Here is an 18,845-nt window from a genome sequence, read left to right on the forward strand (position 1 = left end):
GCAAAACTAGTAAAAGTATCAATAGTTTGTATTTAAAAAAGTATAAGCCGTCAAATTTTGACGGCTTATATCATTTTGAATGTAAAAATTTTTCTTAAATTCCATCTCCGCAAAGGTCCATTGGAATCAGACACATATAGCTTGTAGGGCCACAGAAATCCTGAGGACATCTATCTCTACATCTTGTTGGTTGTCCATTAGGCAATGTACATGTTACAAAAACAGCACCTCCCTGGATTGTTTTTAATCCTGCTCTGGATAGTTTTTTTGAATTTTTCATGATACTATTTTTAGTTTGATTAATTTGTACGGTTTCACATTATTAGCATGGGAATGATCCGTCTGCCCAAGGTGGTGGACAACTCATACTTGATGGGGTTGCACAACAGTGTTGTAATGAAGGCGGATAAAACGAACAACATTCAGGTGCTATACCTCCCTGTACTTTTTTTAAACTTTGTCTTGAAACTTTCTTTACATTTTTCATGATAATATTTTTTTGGATATTACTAAGGTAAATAAATTATTTCATTCCAAAGTGATAAAGTTGTTTTGTTTTGATTGAAAAAAAGAAATGGTATTATCCCTATAGTTTTTTGTTTTGTAAGGATTCTGAGTAAATTCCGGAGCTTTTGTCCCGTTTTCCAGTTTCAGATTTTCATTTTTAATAACGATAGCTTCGTCCCAGAGACCGGCATCAATAAATTGCTGTAAGGTAAAGCGACCTCCTTCAATAATGATAGACTGAATATGTTCTTTGTATAAAGCTTCCATCAAATCAGACAAAAAATTATTTTTTTCGATCTTAATGAATTGGATGTGGTCTTCGGTTCCTTCTTTAATGGTGTTTAAGACTAATGTTCTGGCTTCGTTATTGTAAATTTTGAAGTCTTCAGGAACTTTCAGATCAAAGTCAATAAGAACTCTAACCGGATTAATTCCTTCAACATTTCTTACAGTAAGACTTGGATTATCAGTTAAAGCAGTTTGAGTTCCTACCAGAATAGCATGTTCATTTGCTCTTAACTGGTGAACAAACTGGTTAACCAAAGCGTTTGAAACAGCTGTTGGTTTAAAATCTTTATCTAAAAATCCATCACCGGATTCAGCCCATTTTAAGATGATATAAGGTCTTTTCTTTTCATGATAGGTGAAAAACCTTTTGTTCAGTTCAATACATTCCTTTTCAAGAACTCCAGAAAAAGCTTCTATTCCTGCATCCTGAATGATCTTTTTCCCTTTTCCATTGACTTTATCATGAGAATCCATAGCACCAATAACTACTTTTTTAAAGCCCAGTTCTTTAATCTTTAAAGCACATGGCGGTGTTTTTCCATAATGAGCGCATGGTTCCAAAGAAACATAAATGGTTGATTCCGGAATGAGACTTTTATCTTTTACTGAATTGATGGCATTGATCTCTGCATGGTTTTCTCCAGCTTTGTGATGGTATCCTTCGCCAATAATTTCTCCGTTGTGAACAATCACACTTCCTACAAGAGGATTAGGGTAGGTTTTACCAAGGGCTTTTTGAGCCAGCTCAATGCATCTTTTAATATAGAGTTCGTCGTTATTCATAGTGTATAAAAAGAAAAAGCGAAGACAAATTGCTTTGCTCCGCCCTTATCTATTTTGTTAAGATTTATTCTCCGGCAATAATGCTGTGGAGATTTTGTTTTAAAGTTTCCAAATGAGCTTTCTTTTCATCAATAGTGTTAAAAGTATCTCTTAATAGAGGATTTTCTCTTGATGGTTTATTAAAGAATGAAAGATTATTTTCAAGTTTAACAATTTCAGCTTCAAGATCAGAAATCTGGTTTTTGATCTTTCTTGCCTTATCGGTAAGTTGATTTTCGGATAATCCTTCTTCTTTCAATTCAAGTTCATTGATCTTATTGATCTTCAGTTTCTCTCTTAAAGTCTTATTGAATTCAGAGTTGATTGCAATTTTATCTCTTGGAACTTTTCCGATATTATTCCATGCTGTTTTAATTGCTTCTATTTTTTCAATGCTTCCTTCGTCATTGGAAACCAATTTCAATTCGTCAAGAAGGGCTTTCTTGTTTTTGTGATTTTCTTTCCAATTGTCGGTAGGAGTATTGCTCTTTTCTCTATAATTATTAAAGAAGGCATTGCAAGCATCACGGAATTCATCCCAGATTTTATTGGTCATACTCTTTGGAACGTGCCCAATTTTTTTCCAGTCTTCCTGAAGCTTTTTGAACAATGGAACAGCGATATCCCATTCTTCATTACCCTGATTATCCTGAGCAGTTTGGATTAGTTTTAACTTTTCTTCCAGATTAGCTTGCTGAGAACCTTTTAAGGATTTATAATAATTATTTTTTGTAGTATTAAAGGCTCTAAGGGTAGTTTTGAAGTCATTCCAGTTCTGATTGGATAGTTTTCTTGGAACACTTCCGGTTTTCAGGAAATCAGAACGAAGGTCTTCAACTCTTTTGATGGCATTTTGCCAGTAATTATGGTTAGGGGTTTCAGAAGGTTCTGAAAGCTTCTTGATTTCAGCAATAATCTGACTTTTCTTTTCAAGATTGGCTGTCTGTTCTTTTTCAATAGATGCTGAAAGTTCAGATTTTCTTTCGTGAATTTTATTGGAGATTTCTTTGAATTCTTCCCAAGTTTTTTCACGGAATTCTTCTGCAACGGGCTCTGCTTCTTCTTTCCACAGTTTATGGAGATATTGAAGTTCATTTAAAGCCTTTTGGATAACAGGTTCATTCTCCAACTCCTGAGCACGGGCGATAATGTGCTGTCTTTTTTCAAGGTTATGGCTGTATTCCTGCTCCAAAAATTCCTTATTCAAATCCAGCATTTGATAAAACTGGTTCAAATGGTGGAAATAATTATTGTTAAGGATTTTGAACTCAGACTTGGCAACCTGTCCGGCTTTTGACCATTCTTCTTTAATTTCACGAATAGATTTGAAAAGATTGACTCCCGGTTCGGAATTAGTATATAGATTTTTTAATCTTTCAATAATATTCTGACGGTGCTCCAAGTTTTTTTTCTGTTCTTCCTCCTGTCCCTTCTGGAATTCGTCATGCTTTTCTCTGAAAATATTGACTAAAGCAGAGAATTTAGCCTGTGAGGGATGCTCATAACTGAAGGTTTCGGTAGCATTTCCTGCTTCTGCAAACTCATGTTTTTTATCTTCCACTTCATCATGGATGTGATGACTTGCTTTTTCTTTTAGCTGAATGAATCTTTTGGAGTTCTCACCGGCATTAGGTGCATTGATGATTTTTTCCATTTCTTTCAGGGCATCAGCCAGAGAGATTTCGACATCTTCATGTTCTTCCAGGTGTTCAGTATCATCTTCATGGGGGTGGGCATCATGAGAAACAGGGTTCTCCGATGTCTCCTGAGATACTTCGTTAGGATTTTTCTTTTCTTCGTTTTCAGAAAGATTGTTTTCTGTAGTCATAGCAAATCTTTTATGTGAGTGGCGTTAATATCCTTTATATATGGCTGTAAGGCCAATTAAAGTACTAATTTATGTTATTTTTTTTGAAAATTCCAAATTTCCCAAGCTTTTTCTGCTTGCTGCTCAAGCATATAATAACCGTTTACCGTTTTTGCTCCTTTTTCTGAAGCATTGATGATAAACTGTGTATAGTTGGGGTTGTAAATTAAATCGATAACTAAATGTTCCGGAGAAAGCGCATCAAATGGAAAGCTTAGGCAGTCTTCAATATTCGGAAATGTGCCTACCGGTGTACATTGGATAATAATTTTATGCTCCTGTACAGTTTGCTTATCCAGATTTTCAAAATTGATTTCTGTGCTTCTTGAAATGGTTTGGGAGGGAATATTATGTTTGTCCAAAACATATTTTACAGCTTTTGCAGCTCCTCCATTACCCAGAATTAATGCTTTGTCCTGTGATGGTTTTTGGTGAAGAAGAAGGGTCTTTTCAAAACCGAAAGCATCCGTGTTGTATCCGGTTTTTTTACCGTCTTGAATTAAAACACAGTTCACTGCACCAATTTTTTCAGCTTCATCACTTAATTCATCAAGATAACTGATGATCTTTTCTTTGTAAGGAATGGTAACATTAAAGCCTAACAATTCCGTCGAGGAGAAAAGGTTTTCTACTTCATCAATTTCATTCAAATCAAAAATATCATAGGAAAAACCTTTAAGCATAAGCTTTTGGAATTTATTTTCGAAGAATTTTTTAGAAAAGGAATAGGAAATATTTCGTCCTATCAAACCTAATTTTTTATTGGAATCCATACATCAAAATTATAAAAAAAGACCGGATAAATCCGGCCTTTAGTTTGAAATATTTTGTAATAATTATTCTACAATGAATTTAGTAGAGAAATTATCTGTTTTTAAGATGTAAGTTCCTTTCACTAAACCTTTAAGATTAATTTTATTTGAGTTTTTGAAAGGATTAACAAGTGTTTCAATTACTTTTCCTGAAATGTCATAGATTTCAGCTTTTGAAATTTTGCTAAGGTTTTCGCCTTTTACAAACAGTTCATTATTTCTTACCGGGTTAGGGTAGATAGTGAATTCTGATTTATCTTTTTTGATTTCAGAAGTTGCTAATGCTCCGCTGTAGCAAGTCCATTTCAGATCATCAATTGCTATTCGGTCATTCGGGTTAGGGGTTACAATTTTAATAGTGGCATTTCCACTGACATTTACATTGATTGAGTTTGTTGCCACTGATGCACTATAAGGAATTGTTCCCACTAAATTATCATTTACAAAAACATTTAGGGTACTATCCCCACCATTGTATTTACGTTGAGTAGTTAGCGTTAATGTTTGAACTCCGCCAGGTACATTAGAACTGGTTAGATCACCTCCTTGAAGTGTTATTGCCTTACCGCTAATAGTTTGATCAGTTCTTGCCAATGTTGCAGTCCAGCTTACATTGTTGTTTGTCCATGTTCTGGTTTTATAATCGCTTGCATTTCCAGGAATATTAGTGAAATTCTCATCACCACAGTTTCCTACATTTACTGGGCCGTCAAGAGTAGTTCCTGGGGCAACATTACTTTTCGGGGAAGCATTTCCAAATGCATCTTTTGCAATGACATGGAATGAATAGGTAGTAAGTGGTAACAATCCGGATACTGTAGCCGTTGTTGATGTTCCAGAAACAGTAGATTTAAATGCATCATTTACATAGATATCATAACCTGTTACGTCCACATTATCTGTTGATGCAGTCCAGCTTAATGAAATAGAATTTGAAGTTGGAGTGTTTGTTGCTAAATTCGTAGGGGCTGTAGGGGCTTGGTTATCTACAACCGGAGTTCCCCAGATTAAATCAACATAAGCAGGATTATCAATAAATGGATTTCTGTTCCCCTGAAATGTATAGGATGCGTTATTTCTCGCAATTTCTGTAGCAGATACAGGATCCATAGCATGCCATTGTAAAAGTTGTTGAAGTTCCCATGCCTGAAGACCTGGAAAAGCAGAGCCTCCAAGCATATTACCGGAGCTGAATGTAGAAAGTTTATCTTCATATCTTGTTACAAAATAAAAGATCATTCTGGCCACATCTCCTTTAAATGCATCGATAGGTTCAAATACAGTTCCTGAATATCCAAGAGATGCTGAGTTACCTAATTTAGATTGATTTTGAGAAGTAAAAGATGGTGATCCTACCTTTCCGAATGGATAATTCGATCTCATCCCATTTACTTTTCCATCTGTAGGTCGAATAAAGTGAACATCTGCCACCATTGGTGATTTCTTTCCAAATAAACTCTGAGGAACGATATGTTCACGATTATAGCAATCACTTTCATTGGAATAGCTTCCACATTTTTTTAACCCTGGTGTATAATTATATGGATCTGGTCCGGAAGGGTTTTCTGAGTAGATATCTAAAACTGTACCATCATTTTCATAGAAATAGTCGCGATCTGTAGTGTCGTAAGCTGTCCATAGCCCATCATATCCATGGTCTATATGTCCGTTTTCAATGATGCCTTTTAAGGCAGTTTTTAGTGTAGCACCTGTTAAACCGGCTGCTGCATTATAGTAACCAGCTGGAGCCTGTGCAAAAGCATTAATGAATGCAAAGCTTAATAAAAAAAAAGATAAAATTCGTTTCATTTTTTTAAAATTGGGGCGTAAAGGTACAAAAAAATGAAACTGGAAAAGTTTTTTGAAGTTAAATGTGTAAGTGTAGTATGTTAACTTTTAGTAATATACTCTTTGCTGATTTTTGAGAAGAACCATGAGATTGCAATTCCAAATATGGAAGCGGTAAGAGCAACAATAAGATAATTTTTGCCTACTATTTTTACAGGGAAGGGCAATACTTCATTTGCTCTGAAGAATTCTGTGTAAAGCTGGAAATAACACAAAGCTGTTCCACAGATTAAGCCGGTAATTACTCCGGAAATAACAATAAGAAGTCCGGTATAGAAATAGGTCATTCTCAGATGGTTTAAAGGAAACCCTAAAGAAATAAGAGATTTTGCCTGTTCTTTTTTATCAAGCTGTAAGATAATAATAGCTCCTGCAAGATTAAAAGTCGTGATGAAAATAACCAGTGCAAAAATCAGGTAGATGAATAGCTTTTCAGTATTAATCATCTTCCAGAAGGCCGCATTTTCCTCTTCTTTGGTTTTGATTTCAATATTTTTACCAAAAGAAGATTGTAGATTTTGTTTTACAGCATCAGCATTTTCAGGGTTTCTTAATTTAATAACAATCTGATATGCTGATTTTTTCGGAAGACTTAATAATTCTTCGGTAAGTTCAATAGGAGAGATGATGTAGCTGTCCAATTGGTCTTTACCAGGGAAAACACCTGTTACCAGGATGTCTCTTTTATTGTAGATATCTTCTTCTTTATTAATGATTCCGGTTCCAGGCTTAGGCATGAAAACGGTAGCATAGTGATTGGAAGAATCTACCGGAATGGATAACCGATTATCAAGACTGTTTTCCATCAATACTTCATTAGAATATTTGAAACTTGGATAAGTTCCGTAAAATACTTCTTTATTGATAGGATTTACTTTTACATAGGCAGAATCAACACCACGTAAGTAGGCTATGTCCCCTTTTCCGTTAAAGCTTATATATACTTTTTCTTCGATAACACGGGAATAGCTGCTGATTTCTTTATTGCTTTTTAAAATCTTGTTAACCTGATCCAGGTTTTTAATGGTTTTACCCGATGCACTTTTTAAGGTAAGGTCAGCATGAAGATTAGAAATCAAGTCTTTGTTCAGATCCTCAAGACCTGAAAAAACTGAAATAATAACGAACATTGCAGTCACAGCAACCGTCATGGCACCTACTGCCAGCCACGTAATAAATGTAACAGCGGTACTGCCTTTTTTGGCCAAAAGGTATCTGGATGCTATGTAAAATGCAATATTCTTCAAGATCTATAAAACGGGATTGTCGCCCTCGCCTCTTAATTCTCTTTCCAATTTTTCTACATCATCAAGAGCCGTGTCTAAGTAAAAGTTAAGCTGCGGAATGATACGTACCTGTTTTGCCATTTTCTGGCCAATAAAGTTTCTGTATTGAGGTTTGTTTTCTTCAATTTCCTTCATTACCGCTGTACGGTGTTCCTGAGGGAAAATACTTAAATAAATTTTAGCAATACCTAAATCTGCTGTTACTTTTACATCAGAAACGGATACCAATATACTTTGTTTGCTGTCAGCAGCCTGCTTGCGGAAAAGTTCTGCGAAGTCCTCCTGAATAATCTGTGCTACTTTTCTTTGTCTGTTACTTTCCATAATTTATGCAAATTTAGTACTTTTGTTTGAATTGATACTTTGAAATTCTGCTATCGTATCAAATTTACGAATTAATTATATTTATTAGTATTTATGAAGCTAGAACATATCGGTATTGCCGTAAAATCTTTAGGCGTTTCTGACGAACTTTTTGCTAAATTATTAGGAAAAGAATCCTACAAACAGGAAACTGTAGAAAGGGAAGGAGTGATAACTTCCTTCTACGAAACCGGAGAAAGTAAAATTGAGCTTTTGGAAGCCAGTAATCCTGAAAGTCCCATCTCAAAATTTATTGAAAAAAAGGGTGAAGGGATCCATCACCTGGCTTTTGGAGTTGAAAACATCCTGGATGAAGTAAAAAGATTAAAAAAAGAAGGATTTCAATTTATCTCTGAAGAACCCAAAGAAGGTGCTGATAACAAATTAGTTGTGTTCCTTCATCCGAAATCTACCAATGGCGTTCTGGTAGAACTTTGCCAAGAAAAGCAATAAAAAATTTTGTAGTGAAAGAAATTTTACTATTTTTGCAAACACAAAATTTAACCAAGTTTTGAGGTCCTATAGCTCAGTTGGTTAGAGCACCTGACTCATAATCAGGTGGTCCCTGGTTCGAGCCCAGGTGGGACCACATAAAATCAAGCACTTACAGAAATGTAGGTGCTTTTTTTTGTGCTTTATTCTCTATTTCAGGGTGTTGTAATATTGTCTTAATTGCAACAGTTCAATTTAATCTATGTAATCAGATATATAGAATACTTGTTAAAAGGTGTCCTATTAGGTGTCCCACTTCTACTTTTTGGTGACCCATTTTCTAAAACTTAAATCAATGAATAACAATAAATTATCAATACTTTTTCTATTGCAAAAAGTGAAACTAAATAAACAGGGTAAGTGCCCTATAAAGTGTAGGATTACTTTTCACCAGGATAGAAAAGAGTTTTCTACTGGATTATTTGTAAATCCTAAGCAATGGGATAGTAGATTACAGAAGGCTAAACCGCCCAATCAGGAAAACAGTTTTATTAATACACAATTAGGTCTGATTAAGAATGAAATTAATCAGGCTTTTTTATTTCTGCAAGTCAATGAAGAAAACTTTGATGTAGGAGATATTTACTTACAATACAAGGGAGATGTCTCAATCAGAACCAAAACAATTCTTGAGCTTTTTAAAGAGCATAATGACAGACTTGAGAAGCTTGTAGGAAAAGAGTATTCAATTGCTACACTTTGGAAGTTTAAACAGGCAAGGGACTTAGTTAAAGGTTTTATTACGTTTTCATTTACTAAGGCAGACTATCAGTTTAAAGATTTGGATTTAAAATTTGTTCAGGATTATGAATTTTATTTGAAAACAGAGAAGTCTTTAGCTCTTGCAACAGTAAACAAGATGATTCAAAGGTTTAGGAAAGTTGTTAAAATAGCCATCTCACAAGGAATTATAGATAGAGATCCTTTTGTAGGGTATAAGGTAAAACGTGTTAAAAAAGAGATAGTTTATTTAACAACAGAAGAATTAAAGAAACTTGAGATGTATCAATTTAAGGCAGAAAGATTACAAACAGTAGCCGATATGTTTATTTTCTGTTGTTATACAGGACTAGCTTATAATGAAATGACTAATCTTGAGAAATCTCATATTGTAAAGGGCTTTGATGGCAATGAATGGATTAATATGAAAAGGCTTAAAACTCAACAAACTTTATCTATTCCCCTATTGACTAAAAGTAAATTCATCATTGAGAAATACAACAATGCACATGAAGTAAAAGTACTGCCAAGTTTCAGTAATCAGAAGTTTAATGCCTACCTTAAAGAAATAGCAGACATTGTTGGGATAGAGAAAAGACTGACCCACCATTTAGCAAGAAGAACCTTTGCAACAACAGTATTACTCTTTAATGATGTCCCTATGGAGATAGTGTCAGAGTTGTTAGGTCATTCAAAAATTACTATTACCCAGGAGCATTATGCTAAAGTTGTAAATAAGAAAGTTAGTGAGCAAATGAATAAATTAAATTCTAAGTTGAAATGATTTAATATTAACTGTGTTATAGTATTTTTATAGCACAGTTAATTACAATTATGAAAGGAGAATTTATAGATCCAATTAATGGAGTTGAAATTGAGTTTAAACAAATAAATACAGATGATTTTGAAAGTAAATATTATTCTGTTGAAAAAGAAATTATAAAACCCAATAAGAAAGGATATTTAGCTGATTCCTTAAAACCAATATTAGATGATGAATTTGATGTTAAAAACACTGTTGTAATAAATGCAGGAGTTGGTCAAGGTAAATCAAGAACCATCATGGATAAGGTTTTAGATTATTCAATGAGTAAAGAATATATTGTAATTATAGCAGTACCTTCTAATAATCTTATAGAACAATATGAAACAGATTGCTTAGTTAGAGGAATTGCTCCAGATAATATCTTTAATATCATTCGTATTAATCAATATGATTTTTTAAAGAGTGAAAAGGAAATGACAAGTCATGCGATAAATTTCTTTCACGTTGATGATACTGACTTAATTAGGAAATCAAATATTTCAGATTTTAGAGTTCATATAATGACTACTAATGCATTACTAGGTAATCCTGGTGAAAACTTTATCTTCCCTGCAAGTAAAAGAATTAACTATTTTGAAAAACTTGTTGATCATTGTAACATCAATAAGAAAAAATTAATTATTGTTTTTGATGAAATTCATGATGCTATACAGAACTTTAGAGAAGAATACATCTATAAATTATGGAATTTCCAGAACTTAGTTCATAAGACATTTATCATTAGTGCAACATTCAATGAGGCATCAAAAGAAGTCATAAAATACATCTCTGAGTTTACAGAAAAAAAAATAAAAATAATTGAATCTGAAAGGGTCATAATACCTGCAAGACAAAGTAAATTGAATTTTATCTTCAATGATTATAAAAAAATTAATAACAATACTTTTTATAAAGAGTTAATAGTTAAATTACTTAATAGTAAAAGTACATTTGATATAATAGTATATTCAAAAAAGCAAATTAAACAGTTAATTAAAAATGGTCCTTTATCACAGATTAAAGGAGAATTAAACTTATGCTATAGAGATGTTTTTGACTTTGAGAATGATAATGATAAAAAATATGATCATGATGAAAAAGTTATTAATGTAGGTACAAACTTTACTACTGGAATTAATATTGAAAAAAAGGATCATATATATATTATCATTTTACCTAAAAGATTAAAAATAGATTTTGTTAATAATAGAGGTGTTTTTACCAATGGTGTCAATACAATTATACAAACATTAGCTAGGCAAAGGCTTCCAGGAGAAATTTATATCATAATGCCTACACCATATTATATAAATGCTAAATCTCTCCCTTATGATTCTGAGATCAATACTCAGATAGTCAATTCTTTCCAAAAATATGCTAGTGGTAAAGTGGTAAGCTATTCAGATACAAATAAAGAAAAGAAGCTGTTGAATAAGGCATATAAAAAATTAACTGATTTAAATACTAAGGCATCTGAAAACATCCAAAATACTGAAAGAACTGGTATGAATAGTTTGGATTACCCTTCTAAAGAAAGATTTATTTTAGAGAAAGGAGAAAACTATTTAACTCAAAAGTTTTTTGATGGTGATTTGTCTACCTATACCTTCTTTGCAGCTTTAAATAATCAATTTCTAAATTGCAGAATAAATAAACTCTATAGGGATAACAAAATTATTTTTGAAAAAGGTTCTTTTTTTGAAACTATACAAGAAATGTATAATGATTATGCATTTGATGTAGTACCACCAGGGGTGGAAGGGGGGTACAAGGAAGAAAGATATGCTGAATATTACTCTGAGTTCTATGTTTGGAATAAATTGCTAAATATGTTGCCTTCCAAGGAGTTTTATTTTGAAGGAGGTAAGCGTGATGCAACCCCTGCTGAAATAGTATTTATAAAGAGATACCTTCTCATGTTAGTTATTAGTCATGGTAAAATAGATAGGGAATTTACTTCCAGAGAACTAGGTAAAGAACTTACTCATGCATATTTAAAATCATGCATTAGATTTTCTAATATACCTCTCTTTGAGGATGAAGCTAAGTATTATACAAAAACAGAATATAATGATGACTACCCAATTTCAATAACAGATGCTAATTTAATTCTTCACTATAAAAAATGGGATGAATATATTAACTTAATAGAAAATGAAATATTCTTGTACAAAAACAAGAGAATTCTACCAAAATTTCCAAGTACTGATTTTGTAAATAAGTTTAAAAAAGAGAAGTTTAATACAGAACTAGAAAATTTATTGACAATTGACCCAATAATAAGTGCTGATATCATTCCATTTAAAGATACTTATTCTAATACAGTTAAAGCAAAGAGAGTAGAGTCTTTCTTCAACTTATTAATAGACTCATTTTTCAGTAAAAATATTAAAGATATACAACCTACTATTAATGGTAAAAGGGAACAAAGACATTATCGAGATATTGCTAGAATTGATTTGGCTCAATTTTATCTTAATCTTCTCTATGATAAAATACCATCAGCAATTTTATAAAAATGCACAAGTTTTCCTGAGTGTATATATTAACTGAGGAAAATCTGTGCAGATTTTATCAGCCAATCTTATTCATATAAGGTTGGTTTTTTTGTTTTCTGAAGTATACCAGGAACAGAATATTATTCATTTTCAACATTAAATAATCAATTAAAAATATTAATAATTAAAGTTTATAACTATGCAATTAAAACAATCACAAAGACAACAGGTAAAGCTCAGATTAGGTTTGTCAGGTGCATCAGGCTTTGGAAAGACCAAGTCAGCCCTATTATTAGCCTATGGTATGACAAAAGATTGGAGCAAGATTGCTGTCATTGATACAGAAAATTCCTCTGCTTCTTTATATTCAGATTTAGGAAATTATAATGTATTGGATTTACAAGCTCCTTATAGCCCTGAAAGATACATACAGGCAATTGAACTGTGTGAAAAGTCAGGAATTTCTGTTATTATCATTGATTCTGCAAGCCATGAATGGAATGGTACTGGTGGATGTCTTGATATTCATGAGAAACTAGGTGGAAGATTTCAGGATTGGGCTAATGTCACACCAAGACATCAAGCATTTATTAATAAGATACTACAGTCAACCTGCCACATTATTACCACTACTAGGAGAAAAATAGACTATTCTTTAGATGTTGGAAGCAATGGTAAAACTCAGGTAGTAAAGCATGGAACCAAAGAAATCACCAGAGATGGTTTTGAGTATGAATTAACCATAAATTTTGAGTTAGTCAATGAAAACCATTTAGCTAAGGCAAGTAAGGATAGAACAGGACTATTTATGAACAAGCCTGAATTTATTATTACCTCTGACACAGGTAAATTAATATTGAACTGGTGTAATTCTGGAATTGCAGAAACTGCAACTGTTTCAACTGGTATGGATTCCCCTGCCAGTCCTCAAAGCTCTATCAAACCTATTACTTTTGATCCTGGTATAAATTACTTATCTAAAGATGATATTCTAACTAAGATTAAAACCAGTAATACCATTGCAGAGCTTTTAGCTATCTATAAACAATATCCTGAATACCAGAAAGAACTAAGATCTCAATATGAAGCCAGAAAATCATTCTTAATCAAATTATCCAACCCTCAAAACTTTTCAACCAATGGACACCATTAATAAAATCAGACCAGTTACATTAGAAGAAGCATTTGAATTGAGACCAGCACAGAATATTAAAGAGATTTCTTTGTATGAAAGTAGAATGAACAATGGCACAGCTCATCATTCAAATCAGGATTATTTTATTCCTGGTGCTGTTTCAACTGAATTAGAACAAGATAAAGTCTGGCAAGAGTTTGATAGTTCTCTTCAAAGTATTGAAGTTCACCAGGAAAATAAATCAATAGAAGAGAAACCATATGAATACAAACCTTTCATTGAAGCAAACACACAAGAAGTCAATCTCTATCAGTTAAAGAATGATTGTATTATTCCTGTATTCTCTAAAGACAATGAAAAAAACATTGCTCATCAGGAATTTATTGATATTACACAGGACTGTATTAGTAAAGTGTTTTCTCATCAATCTTTTATGCAACCTGAAATAAGAGTTTCACATCAAATTAAAGGCAGAACTCCTGATGCTATTTATAAGAATGCAAAAGATTTATTAGATCATGAAAGAACACAGTATTTTGAAAGGATGGCATTTATTATTAGGATTCCTGGTATAACAGATTCAATTAATGGTAATGAGCTATCATTAACAGTTGGTGGAGTTAGAGCCTATAATCAGGAGAATTTATACAATAAAAAAACTTTTGAAAAGTTTAAGTTCTTCATTGGCTTCCAAAACAAAGTGTGTTGCAACTTATGTGTTTGGAGTGATGGTTTTGTAGATGATATGAGAGTAAACTCATACCAAGAGTTGCAAAGTAAAATAATGAACACTTTGACAGAATACAATGCACAACAACATCTATTGGAAATGCAAGGGTTTTCAGACCATTACTTAACTGAGCATCAGTTTGCTCAATTATTGGGAAGAACTAGGCTGTATCAACACATATCTAAAACTGAAAAACAGAGATTAAATATCCCTCAGTTAACTTTCAATGATAGCCAGTTAAATACAATAGCTAAAGACTACTACGAAGATGAGAGTTTTTGTAAGGCTGATAATGGAGAGATTAACCTATGGAATGTATATAATCTCTTTACACAAGCTAATAAGAGTAGTTATATAGATACTTTCCTAGATAGGAATTTGAATGCCTTTGAATTTACTAAAGGGATTCAGAAAACACTCAGTGATAATTCTAATTATCATTGGTTTTTGAGTTAGATAGGCTACTCTTTTGAGTAGCTTATTTACACATCCAATTCTACTCTAATGTGCTTAAGAACTCCTATTAACCATTTTGTTACTTTCGCAGGCTCAGAAATCTTATGAATATGGGTTTCATCTTGTTGCCAATTACCTAACATAGCAAAATGGAAATTCTTAATATCGAAAACCTCAGCTTTTGATAGTTCAAAAACCTCAAATGTTACTTGCTCCTTTTCCCCTAAAAAGTTATTAAAATTATTTGAAATTGCAACATCAGTTGTAATGTGCCAATGAGGTTGTGCATGAATTTCATCATCTCTATCATAGTCATCCCATTCTGCTCTAAATAACTGGTGCTTATTTGACTGAGCATCTGCTCCCTTAAAGACAGAGAGTGAAATAAAAGTATGATTTGAAACAAATCTAACCTCAACATACAAATAAAAATCTTCAAACCAATTTAATACAGAAACTTCAAAAATGTCATTTTTTTTTCTATTTAAAGCTTTAGAGTTTCCTTGTATCTTATATACTTTAGCACTATTTGATAAGATATTTTCTTCAAGCTTGAAAACCTGATTAGGGAAAAGGTATTTACAGCTATCATTTATATTAGTAATTAATTCCTCATGATTAATCATAATAGTCTAAAATTTAGGATAGAAATAAGTTGTCAAAACCTCATCTATTGAATATTTAGCAAGCGAATTTCCATTAGATAATTCTTTACCTAATTCTACTAGTTTTACATATTCCTCTGATTTTTTATCAAGGTTATAAATGTTTGGGATAGGTATATCTTTAGTATATGTTTGTCCTAAGTAATAACCAGACATTATAGGCTTAGAGAAGATTGAAAGAAAATTATCAAATATCCCACTTGAAAAGACAGATAAATAAAAGAAAAAATCATCATCACTCATAGCTCTCTTAGAGCTCCATGCATTCCCTCTTTCAACTACAAAGTCACCAACATTATCAAATCCAAAAGAATCTGATTTACCAAATTCTGTAGAGAATAATCTTTTTTCTTTTTTTCTTAACCATGCTCTATGCTCACTTAGTAACCACCAATTAGCTTCAGAATTTCTAGGTCTATTTGTTAACACGTTTTTATATTCAAGTAATCTGGAGTATGAGTATGGTGCAAAATCTAATAGTTCTCCCTCACTTTGAAATAAAGATTTTTCTTCATTATAAGGATACCATATATAGTTTTTTAAAGTGATAACACCATTTTTAATTGAGTCATTTCCTATTACTTTTCTATATAAATGTATCTCAGCTTCAGGAATGGACTCAAATTCTTCTTTTGATATGATAAATGCATTGTTGTTACCACTTCTTATTCCCTGCTTGACTGTAAATATTTTTGAGATGTGAACTAGTTTATTGTCTAAAATAAACCTTTCAGTATTCTTTATGAAATTATTTTCCTTAAGTGAGATAATATTCCATGAATCTTTTACAAATGGAAATGATGTTGGAGTATATATGCTATAATTTTTTTCTTCAACTGACAATTCATTGTTTTCCGTTGACTTTCTTAACTCCCTAAGTGCTTCTTGTACAGTTCCTTTTTCATTTTTGGTCCAAATTACTTTTGGGGCTAATGCTGACTTAGGTTTTTTTCCTATAAATAAACTGACATCTGTTAACGCATCTTCAAATACAAAATTTCCAAGTTTCGCAATTAATTTAATTGTTAATTCTTCTTGAAATTCATTTCTCAAAGAACTGTATGATTCTCTTTGTAAAATTGATGATGGGAGGACACATCCTAAAATTCCAGAACCCGCTAATGCTCCTTTTGCTTTGTAAAAGAAAGCACTTGCTTGATTTGGTTTTCCTTTTTTAAAAGATGCTGATAAAGTATCTAATATAATAGCTCTGCTATCCTTGTTCTTAATAAGCTCCCATGAAACAAAAGGAGGGTTCATTAGTATTATATCATTATTATCACCCCAGTTTTCTAATAAAGAGTCGTCAACGACTCTTAACTCAATGCTTAAGTTATTTTGCCATTGTATTCTATTTTCGTACTCTAAAAGAAATCTAGATGTATTGATAGCACTTTCTGATATATCAAAGCCCCTTATAGAAACTCTACCCTTGTAATCTAATTCTCTTAATTGTTTAAGTACTTCAATTAGAAATTCAGAAGACCCACAAGCAGGGTCAAGAATGGTTAATTCATTCTTGTCTATATCAATTTCTTTTAAGCAATTTTCTACTATACTTCTTGCAATATATTGTGGAGTATAATGTATACTTGAGTAAGAGTCTGTTTTAGTTATCAGTTTACTGGATACTCCTCCAAATAAATCTCTTTGAGGACTAAAATAAATCACTTCTCTATGAGCCTCTTGAAATAAAGCTCCTGAAGTATGCCTCAAAATTAAATCAAGATTAGGTTTTATAGATTTTATTCCAGCTCTTATTGTTTCTACAAAATATTCAAACCTATCAGGAATGTTTTCTACATTAAATCCCCAATCCTCAAATTTAATAGTTGAAAAATCTTCTTCAATACTTACTAGTAGAAGATATAATAGGTTTAAAGCTTCTTTAGCATTTTCCTTTTCAAGAGTAAGATTACGTAATTGTCTAAAAACATCTATTATAAAAGGAACAACATCATTTTGAGTTTTAAAAGATTTTAATAATAAATATTCATAAAATTTTTCAGAATTAGATATTATTTGGGTTTTAGATACTTCTTCAACAGAGTTATTGTACCAGTTGAAAATTTTTAATTTATCCTCCCCCAGTATTAAATAATTTTTAGTATTTGTAGACCAGGAAGATTGAAAATAAGTTTCCAAACTATCATCACTATCAAAAGATTGAAAACAAAAATCTGAGGTACCACCATTAAGCATCAGAAACCTTTCTTCTCCATTTTGTGGCACAAGATGCATAGGTAAAAGACCATAGTTCTTTTTCCAAAAATTTTTATCTCCTAGATTTCTCATAATGCAAAAATATACAACTTTTATCTTTAAGGTTATATTTTTTCTAAAAAAAAAATATTTAAGGATAAATCCCCCTCTGAAGACCCCCACCAATAATTGGGAAAGGAAAACATCCCCCCACCAGTAAGAATAGAAAGAAAATTTCGCAGGCAGTAATATTATCAAGGTGATAGCTGATGTACTATTGCTCACAATTCTTTTGTTCCTGGTGTTTTATCTAACTCAAAAATCAACTATAATGGTAACAATTATCAACTACAAACAAAGACAAAAAGAAGATGGTTCTACATTCTATGTACTAGAAGTTCAGGGAGGTATTGAAATGGTTATGAGCCAAACTACAAATCAGTTCTATGCCACATCCAAAAAGGCTTCCATTTCATCAACATTTGATGAACTTACTTGCCAAGCTCTTATAGGAACTCAAATGCAAGGTAGTATCATTAAACAAGAATGTGCCCCTTATGAATATACTGTTAAGGACACTGGAGAAGTGATTGTTCTTCATCACAGATTTGTATACTCAGCACAGGAACCAGGAGCAAAGAATACTGTTAAGCAACAGGTAAGCAATAGTTTTGCTACTGATATGGAGTCTTTCTCTAAGAATGGAAAGCACATTGAGTTTGCTTAGCCTAACAACATAATATCCAAATTTTATTATATAGATTTTAGTAAGATTTGGATTTTTTGCACAAGTTTTCCTTTTCTATATATAAGAACTAGGAAAACCTGTGCATTTATGTTTAAAGCATGGCTTCACTTAACTTAAAATATTACAATACAATGGAGATATCAGTCATTTATAACACTAATAATCAGGAAAGAATAAAAATAACAAATCATAAAGAAGCCTATGAATTAATTATTAAGAATTGGAATCTTAATATCATTGAATTTCAGGAAGAATGTAAGGTGATTTTAATGAACAAAGGAAACTATGTTTTAGGAATTTATGATGTTTCAAAAGGAGGTATAGATAGTTCAGTAGTTGATATAAGAATTATTTTGGCTGTAGCTCTTAAATGCAATGCTACTCAGTTGATCCTGGTACACAATCATCCAGGTGGAAATCTTAATCCAAGTAGTTCAGACATAAATATTACAGAAAAATTAAAGAAATCATGTGAGCTATTGAATTTGTCTTTACTGGATCATTTAATTATCACAAGACATCATTACTATAGTCTCAATGAGGAAAACAAGTTTTTATAATGATTATGCATATACAGCTTTACCAAATCACTTATAAATTT

General features: G+C 32.1%; 17 protein-coding genes and 1 tRNA gene. 8 read left to right on the forward strand and 10 right to left on the reverse strand.

The features are described from left to right. Window positions 1-94 precede the first annotated feature (94 nt). The 8 genes from CHSO_RS25560 to rbfA form a co-directional block, all read right to left on the reverse strand. Window positions 95-280: a bacteriocin-like protein gene (locus tag CHSO_RS25560; RefSeq protein WP_089739344.1), complete on the reverse strand. Its 186-nt coding sequence runs from the start codon at window positions 278-280 to the stop codon at window positions 95-97. Between the two features lie 42 nt (window positions 281-322). Beyond that, window positions 323-487, reverse strand: a complete 165-nt coding sequence (locus CHSO_RS25855) for a bacteriocin-like protein (RefSeq protein WP_171817579.1) — start codon at window positions 485-487, stop codon at window positions 323-325. Between the two features lie 41 nt (window positions 488-528). Beyond that, the gene (gene ribD, locus CHSO_RS04710; protein ID WP_045492908.1) at window positions 529-1,578 is read right to left on the reverse strand and encodes a bifunctional diaminohydroxyphosphoribosylaminopyrimidine deaminase/5-amino-6-(5-phosphoribosylamino)uracil reductase RibD; all 1,050 of its coding nucleotides are present in this window, start codon (window positions 1,576-1,578) and stop codon (window positions 529-531) included. A 64-nt stretch (window positions 1,579-1,642) separates the two neighbouring features. Continuing rightward, window positions 1,643-3,445: a DUF349 domain-containing protein gene (locus CHSO_RS04715; protein ID WP_045492911.1), complete on the reverse strand. Its 1,803-nt coding sequence runs from the start codon at window positions 3,443-3,445 to the stop codon at window positions 1,643-1,645. Between the two features lie 74 nt (window positions 3,446-3,519). After that, complete coding sequence (locus tag CHSO_RS04720) at window positions 3,520-4,257, reverse strand: shikimate dehydrogenase family protein (protein WP_045492914.1); 738 nt, start codon at window positions 4,255-4,257, stop codon at window positions 3,520-3,522. Window positions 4,258-4,320: 63 nt separating this feature from the next. Beyond that, window positions 4,321-6,105 carry an endonuclease gene (locus tag CHSO_RS04725; protein ID WP_045492917.1) on the reverse strand — a complete coding sequence of 595 codons (1,785 nt, stop codon included), beginning with the start codon at window positions 6,103-6,105 and terminating at the stop codon, window positions 4,321-4,323. Window positions 6,106-6,185: 80 nt separating this feature from the next. Next, a complete protein-coding gene (locus tag CHSO_RS04730; RefSeq protein ID WP_045492920.1) occupies window positions 6,186-7,391 on the reverse strand; it encodes an ABC transporter permease in 1,206 nt (401 codons plus the stop codon). Window positions 7,392-7,394: 3 nt separating this feature from the next. Continuing rightward, the gene (gene rbfA, locus CHSO_RS04735; RefSeq protein WP_045492923.1) at window positions 7,395-7,754 is read right to left on the reverse strand and encodes a 30S ribosome-binding factor RbfA; all 360 of its coding nucleotides are present in this window, start codon (window positions 7,752-7,754) and stop codon (window positions 7,395-7,397) included. 93 nt (window positions 7,755-7,847) lie between these two features. On the opposite strand from rbfA, the gene mce reads away from it, so the two are divergent. The 6 genes from mce (at window position 7,848) to CHSO_RS04765 (ending at window position 14,629) form a co-directional block, all read left to right on the forward strand. Further along, a complete protein-coding gene (gene mce, locus CHSO_RS04740; protein ID WP_045492926.1) occupies window positions 7,848-8,246 on the forward strand; it encodes a methylmalonyl-CoA epimerase in 399 nt (132 codons plus the stop codon). 62 nt (window positions 8,247-8,308) lie between these two features. Then, window positions 8,309-8,382: transfer RNA gene (locus tag CHSO_RS04745), tRNA-Ile, on the forward strand. Window positions 8,383-8,580: 198 nt separating this feature from the next. Then, complete coding sequence (locus CHSO_RS04750) at window positions 8,581-9,789, forward strand: site-specific integrase (RefSeq protein ID WP_045492929.1); 1,209 nt, start codon at window positions 8,581-8,583, stop codon at window positions 9,787-9,789. A gap of 50 nt (window positions 9,790-9,839) precedes the next feature. Further along, window positions 9,840-12,326: a DEAD/DEAH box helicase gene (locus tag CHSO_RS04755; protein ID WP_045492932.1), complete on the forward strand. Its 2,487-nt coding sequence runs from the start codon at window positions 9,840-9,842 to the stop codon at window positions 12,324-12,326. Window positions 12,327-12,507: 181 nt separating this feature from the next. Next, window positions 12,508-13,461, forward strand: coding sequence for an AAA family ATPase (locus tag CHSO_RS04760; RefSeq protein WP_045492934.1), 954 nt, complete (start codon window positions 12,508-12,510; stop codon window positions 13,459-13,461). After that, window positions 13,448-14,629, forward strand: coding sequence for a DUF3871 family protein (locus CHSO_RS04765; protein WP_045492936.1), 1,182 nt, complete (start codon window positions 13,448-13,450; stop codon window positions 14,627-14,629). The genes CHSO_RS04760 and CHSO_RS04765 overlap by 14 nt, the downstream gene beginning before the upstream one ends. A 26-nt stretch (window positions 14,630-14,655) precedes the next feature. Here the strand turns inward: CHSO_RS04765 and CHSO_RS04770 are convergent, their stop codons facing one another. Next, window positions 14,656-15,255 carry a hypothetical protein gene (locus CHSO_RS04770; protein ID WP_045492938.1) on the reverse strand — a complete coding sequence of 200 codons (600 nt, stop codon included), beginning with the start codon at window positions 15,253-15,255 and terminating at the stop codon, window positions 14,656-14,658. Between the two features lie 6 nt (window positions 15,256-15,261). After that, a complete protein-coding gene (locus CHSO_RS04775; protein ID WP_045492940.1) occupies window positions 15,262-17,589 on the reverse strand; it encodes an N-6 DNA methylase in 2,328 nt (775 codons plus the stop codon). A 238-nt stretch (window positions 17,590-17,827) separates the two neighbouring features. On the opposite strand from CHSO_RS04775, the gene CHSO_RS04780 reads away from it, so the two are divergent. Both CHSO_RS04780 and CHSO_RS04785 read left to right on the forward strand, forming a co-directional pair. Continuing rightward, on the forward strand, window positions 17,828-18,223 hold the full coding sequence (locus CHSO_RS04780; protein ID WP_045492942.1) for a hypothetical protein: 396 nt from the start codon (window positions 17,828-17,830) through the stop codon (window positions 18,221-18,223). 152 nt (window positions 18,224-18,375) lie between these two features. Further along, window positions 18,376-18,804 (forward strand): JAB domain-containing protein, encoded by a 429-nt coding sequence (locus tag CHSO_RS04785; RefSeq protein ID WP_045501895.1) that lies wholly within the window; start codon window positions 18,376-18,378, stop codon window positions 18,802-18,804. Window positions 18,805-18,845 lie beyond the last annotated feature (41 nt).

The organism is Chryseobacterium sp. StRB126 (assembly GCF_000829375.1).
GTDB lineage: Bacteria > Bacteroidota > Bacteroidia > Flavobacteriales > Weeksellaceae > Chryseobacterium.

Bases quoted from the DNA above. Each gene is read 5' to 3' on its own strand.
- mce (WP_045492926.1), top strand. From the start codon at position 7,848: ATGAAGCTAGAACATATCGGTATTGCCGTAAAATCTTTAGGCGTTTCT.
- CHSO_RS04750 (WP_045492929.1), top strand. From the start codon at position 8,581: ATGAATAACAATAAATTATCAATACTTTTTCTATTGCAAAAAGTGAAA.
- CHSO_RS25560 (WP_089739344.1), bottom strand. From the start codon at position 280: ATGAAAAATTCAAAAAAACTATCCAGAGCAGGATTAAAAACAATCCAG.
- ribD (WP_045492908.1), bottom strand. From the start codon at position 1,578: ATGAATAACGACGAACTCTATATTAAAAGATGCATTGAGCTGGCTCAA.
- CHSO_RS04725 (WP_045492917.1), bottom strand. From the start codon at position 6,105: ATGAAACGAATTTTATCTTTTTTTTTATTAAGCTTTGCATTCATTAAT.
- CHSO_RS04720 (WP_045492914.1), bottom strand. From the start codon at position 4,257: ATGGATTCCAATAAAAAATTAGGTTTGATAGGACGAAATATTTCCTAT.
- CHSO_RS04785 (WP_045501895.1), top strand. From the start codon at position 18,376: ATGGAGATATCAGTCATTTATAACACTAATAATCAGGAAAGAATAAAA.
- CHSO_RS04770 (WP_045492938.1), bottom strand. From the start codon at position 15,255: ATGATTAATCATGAGGAATTAATTACTAATATAAATGATAGCTGTAAA.
- CHSO_RS04755 (WP_045492932.1), top strand. From the start codon at position 9,840: ATGAAAGGAGAATTTATAGATCCAATTAATGGAGTTGAAATTGAGTTT.
- CHSO_RS25855 (WP_171817579.1), bottom strand. From the start codon at position 487: ATGAAAAATGTAAAGAAAGTTTCAAGACAAAGTTTAAAAAAAGTACAG.
- CHSO_RS04760 (WP_045492934.1), top strand. From the start codon at position 12,508: ATGCAATTAAAACAATCACAAAGACAACAGGTAAAGCTCAGATTAGGT.
- CHSO_RS04715 (WP_045492911.1), bottom strand. From the start codon at position 3,445: ATGACTACAGAAAACAATCTTTCTGAAAACGAAGAAAAGAAAAATCCT.
- CHSO_RS04780 (WP_045492942.1), top strand. From the start codon at position 17,828: ATGGTAACAATTATCAACTACAAACAAAGACAAAAAGAAGATGGTTCT.
- rbfA (WP_045492923.1), bottom strand. From the start codon at position 7,754: ATGGAAAGTAACAGACAAAGAAAAGTAGCACAGATTATTCAGGAGGAC.
- CHSO_RS04765 (WP_045492936.1), top strand. From the start codon at position 13,448: ATGGACACCATTAATAAAATCAGACCAGTTACATTAGAAGAAGCATTT.
- CHSO_RS04775 (WP_045492940.1), bottom strand. From the start codon at position 17,589: ATGAGAAATCTAGGAGATAAAAATTTTTGGAAAAAGAACTATGGTCTT.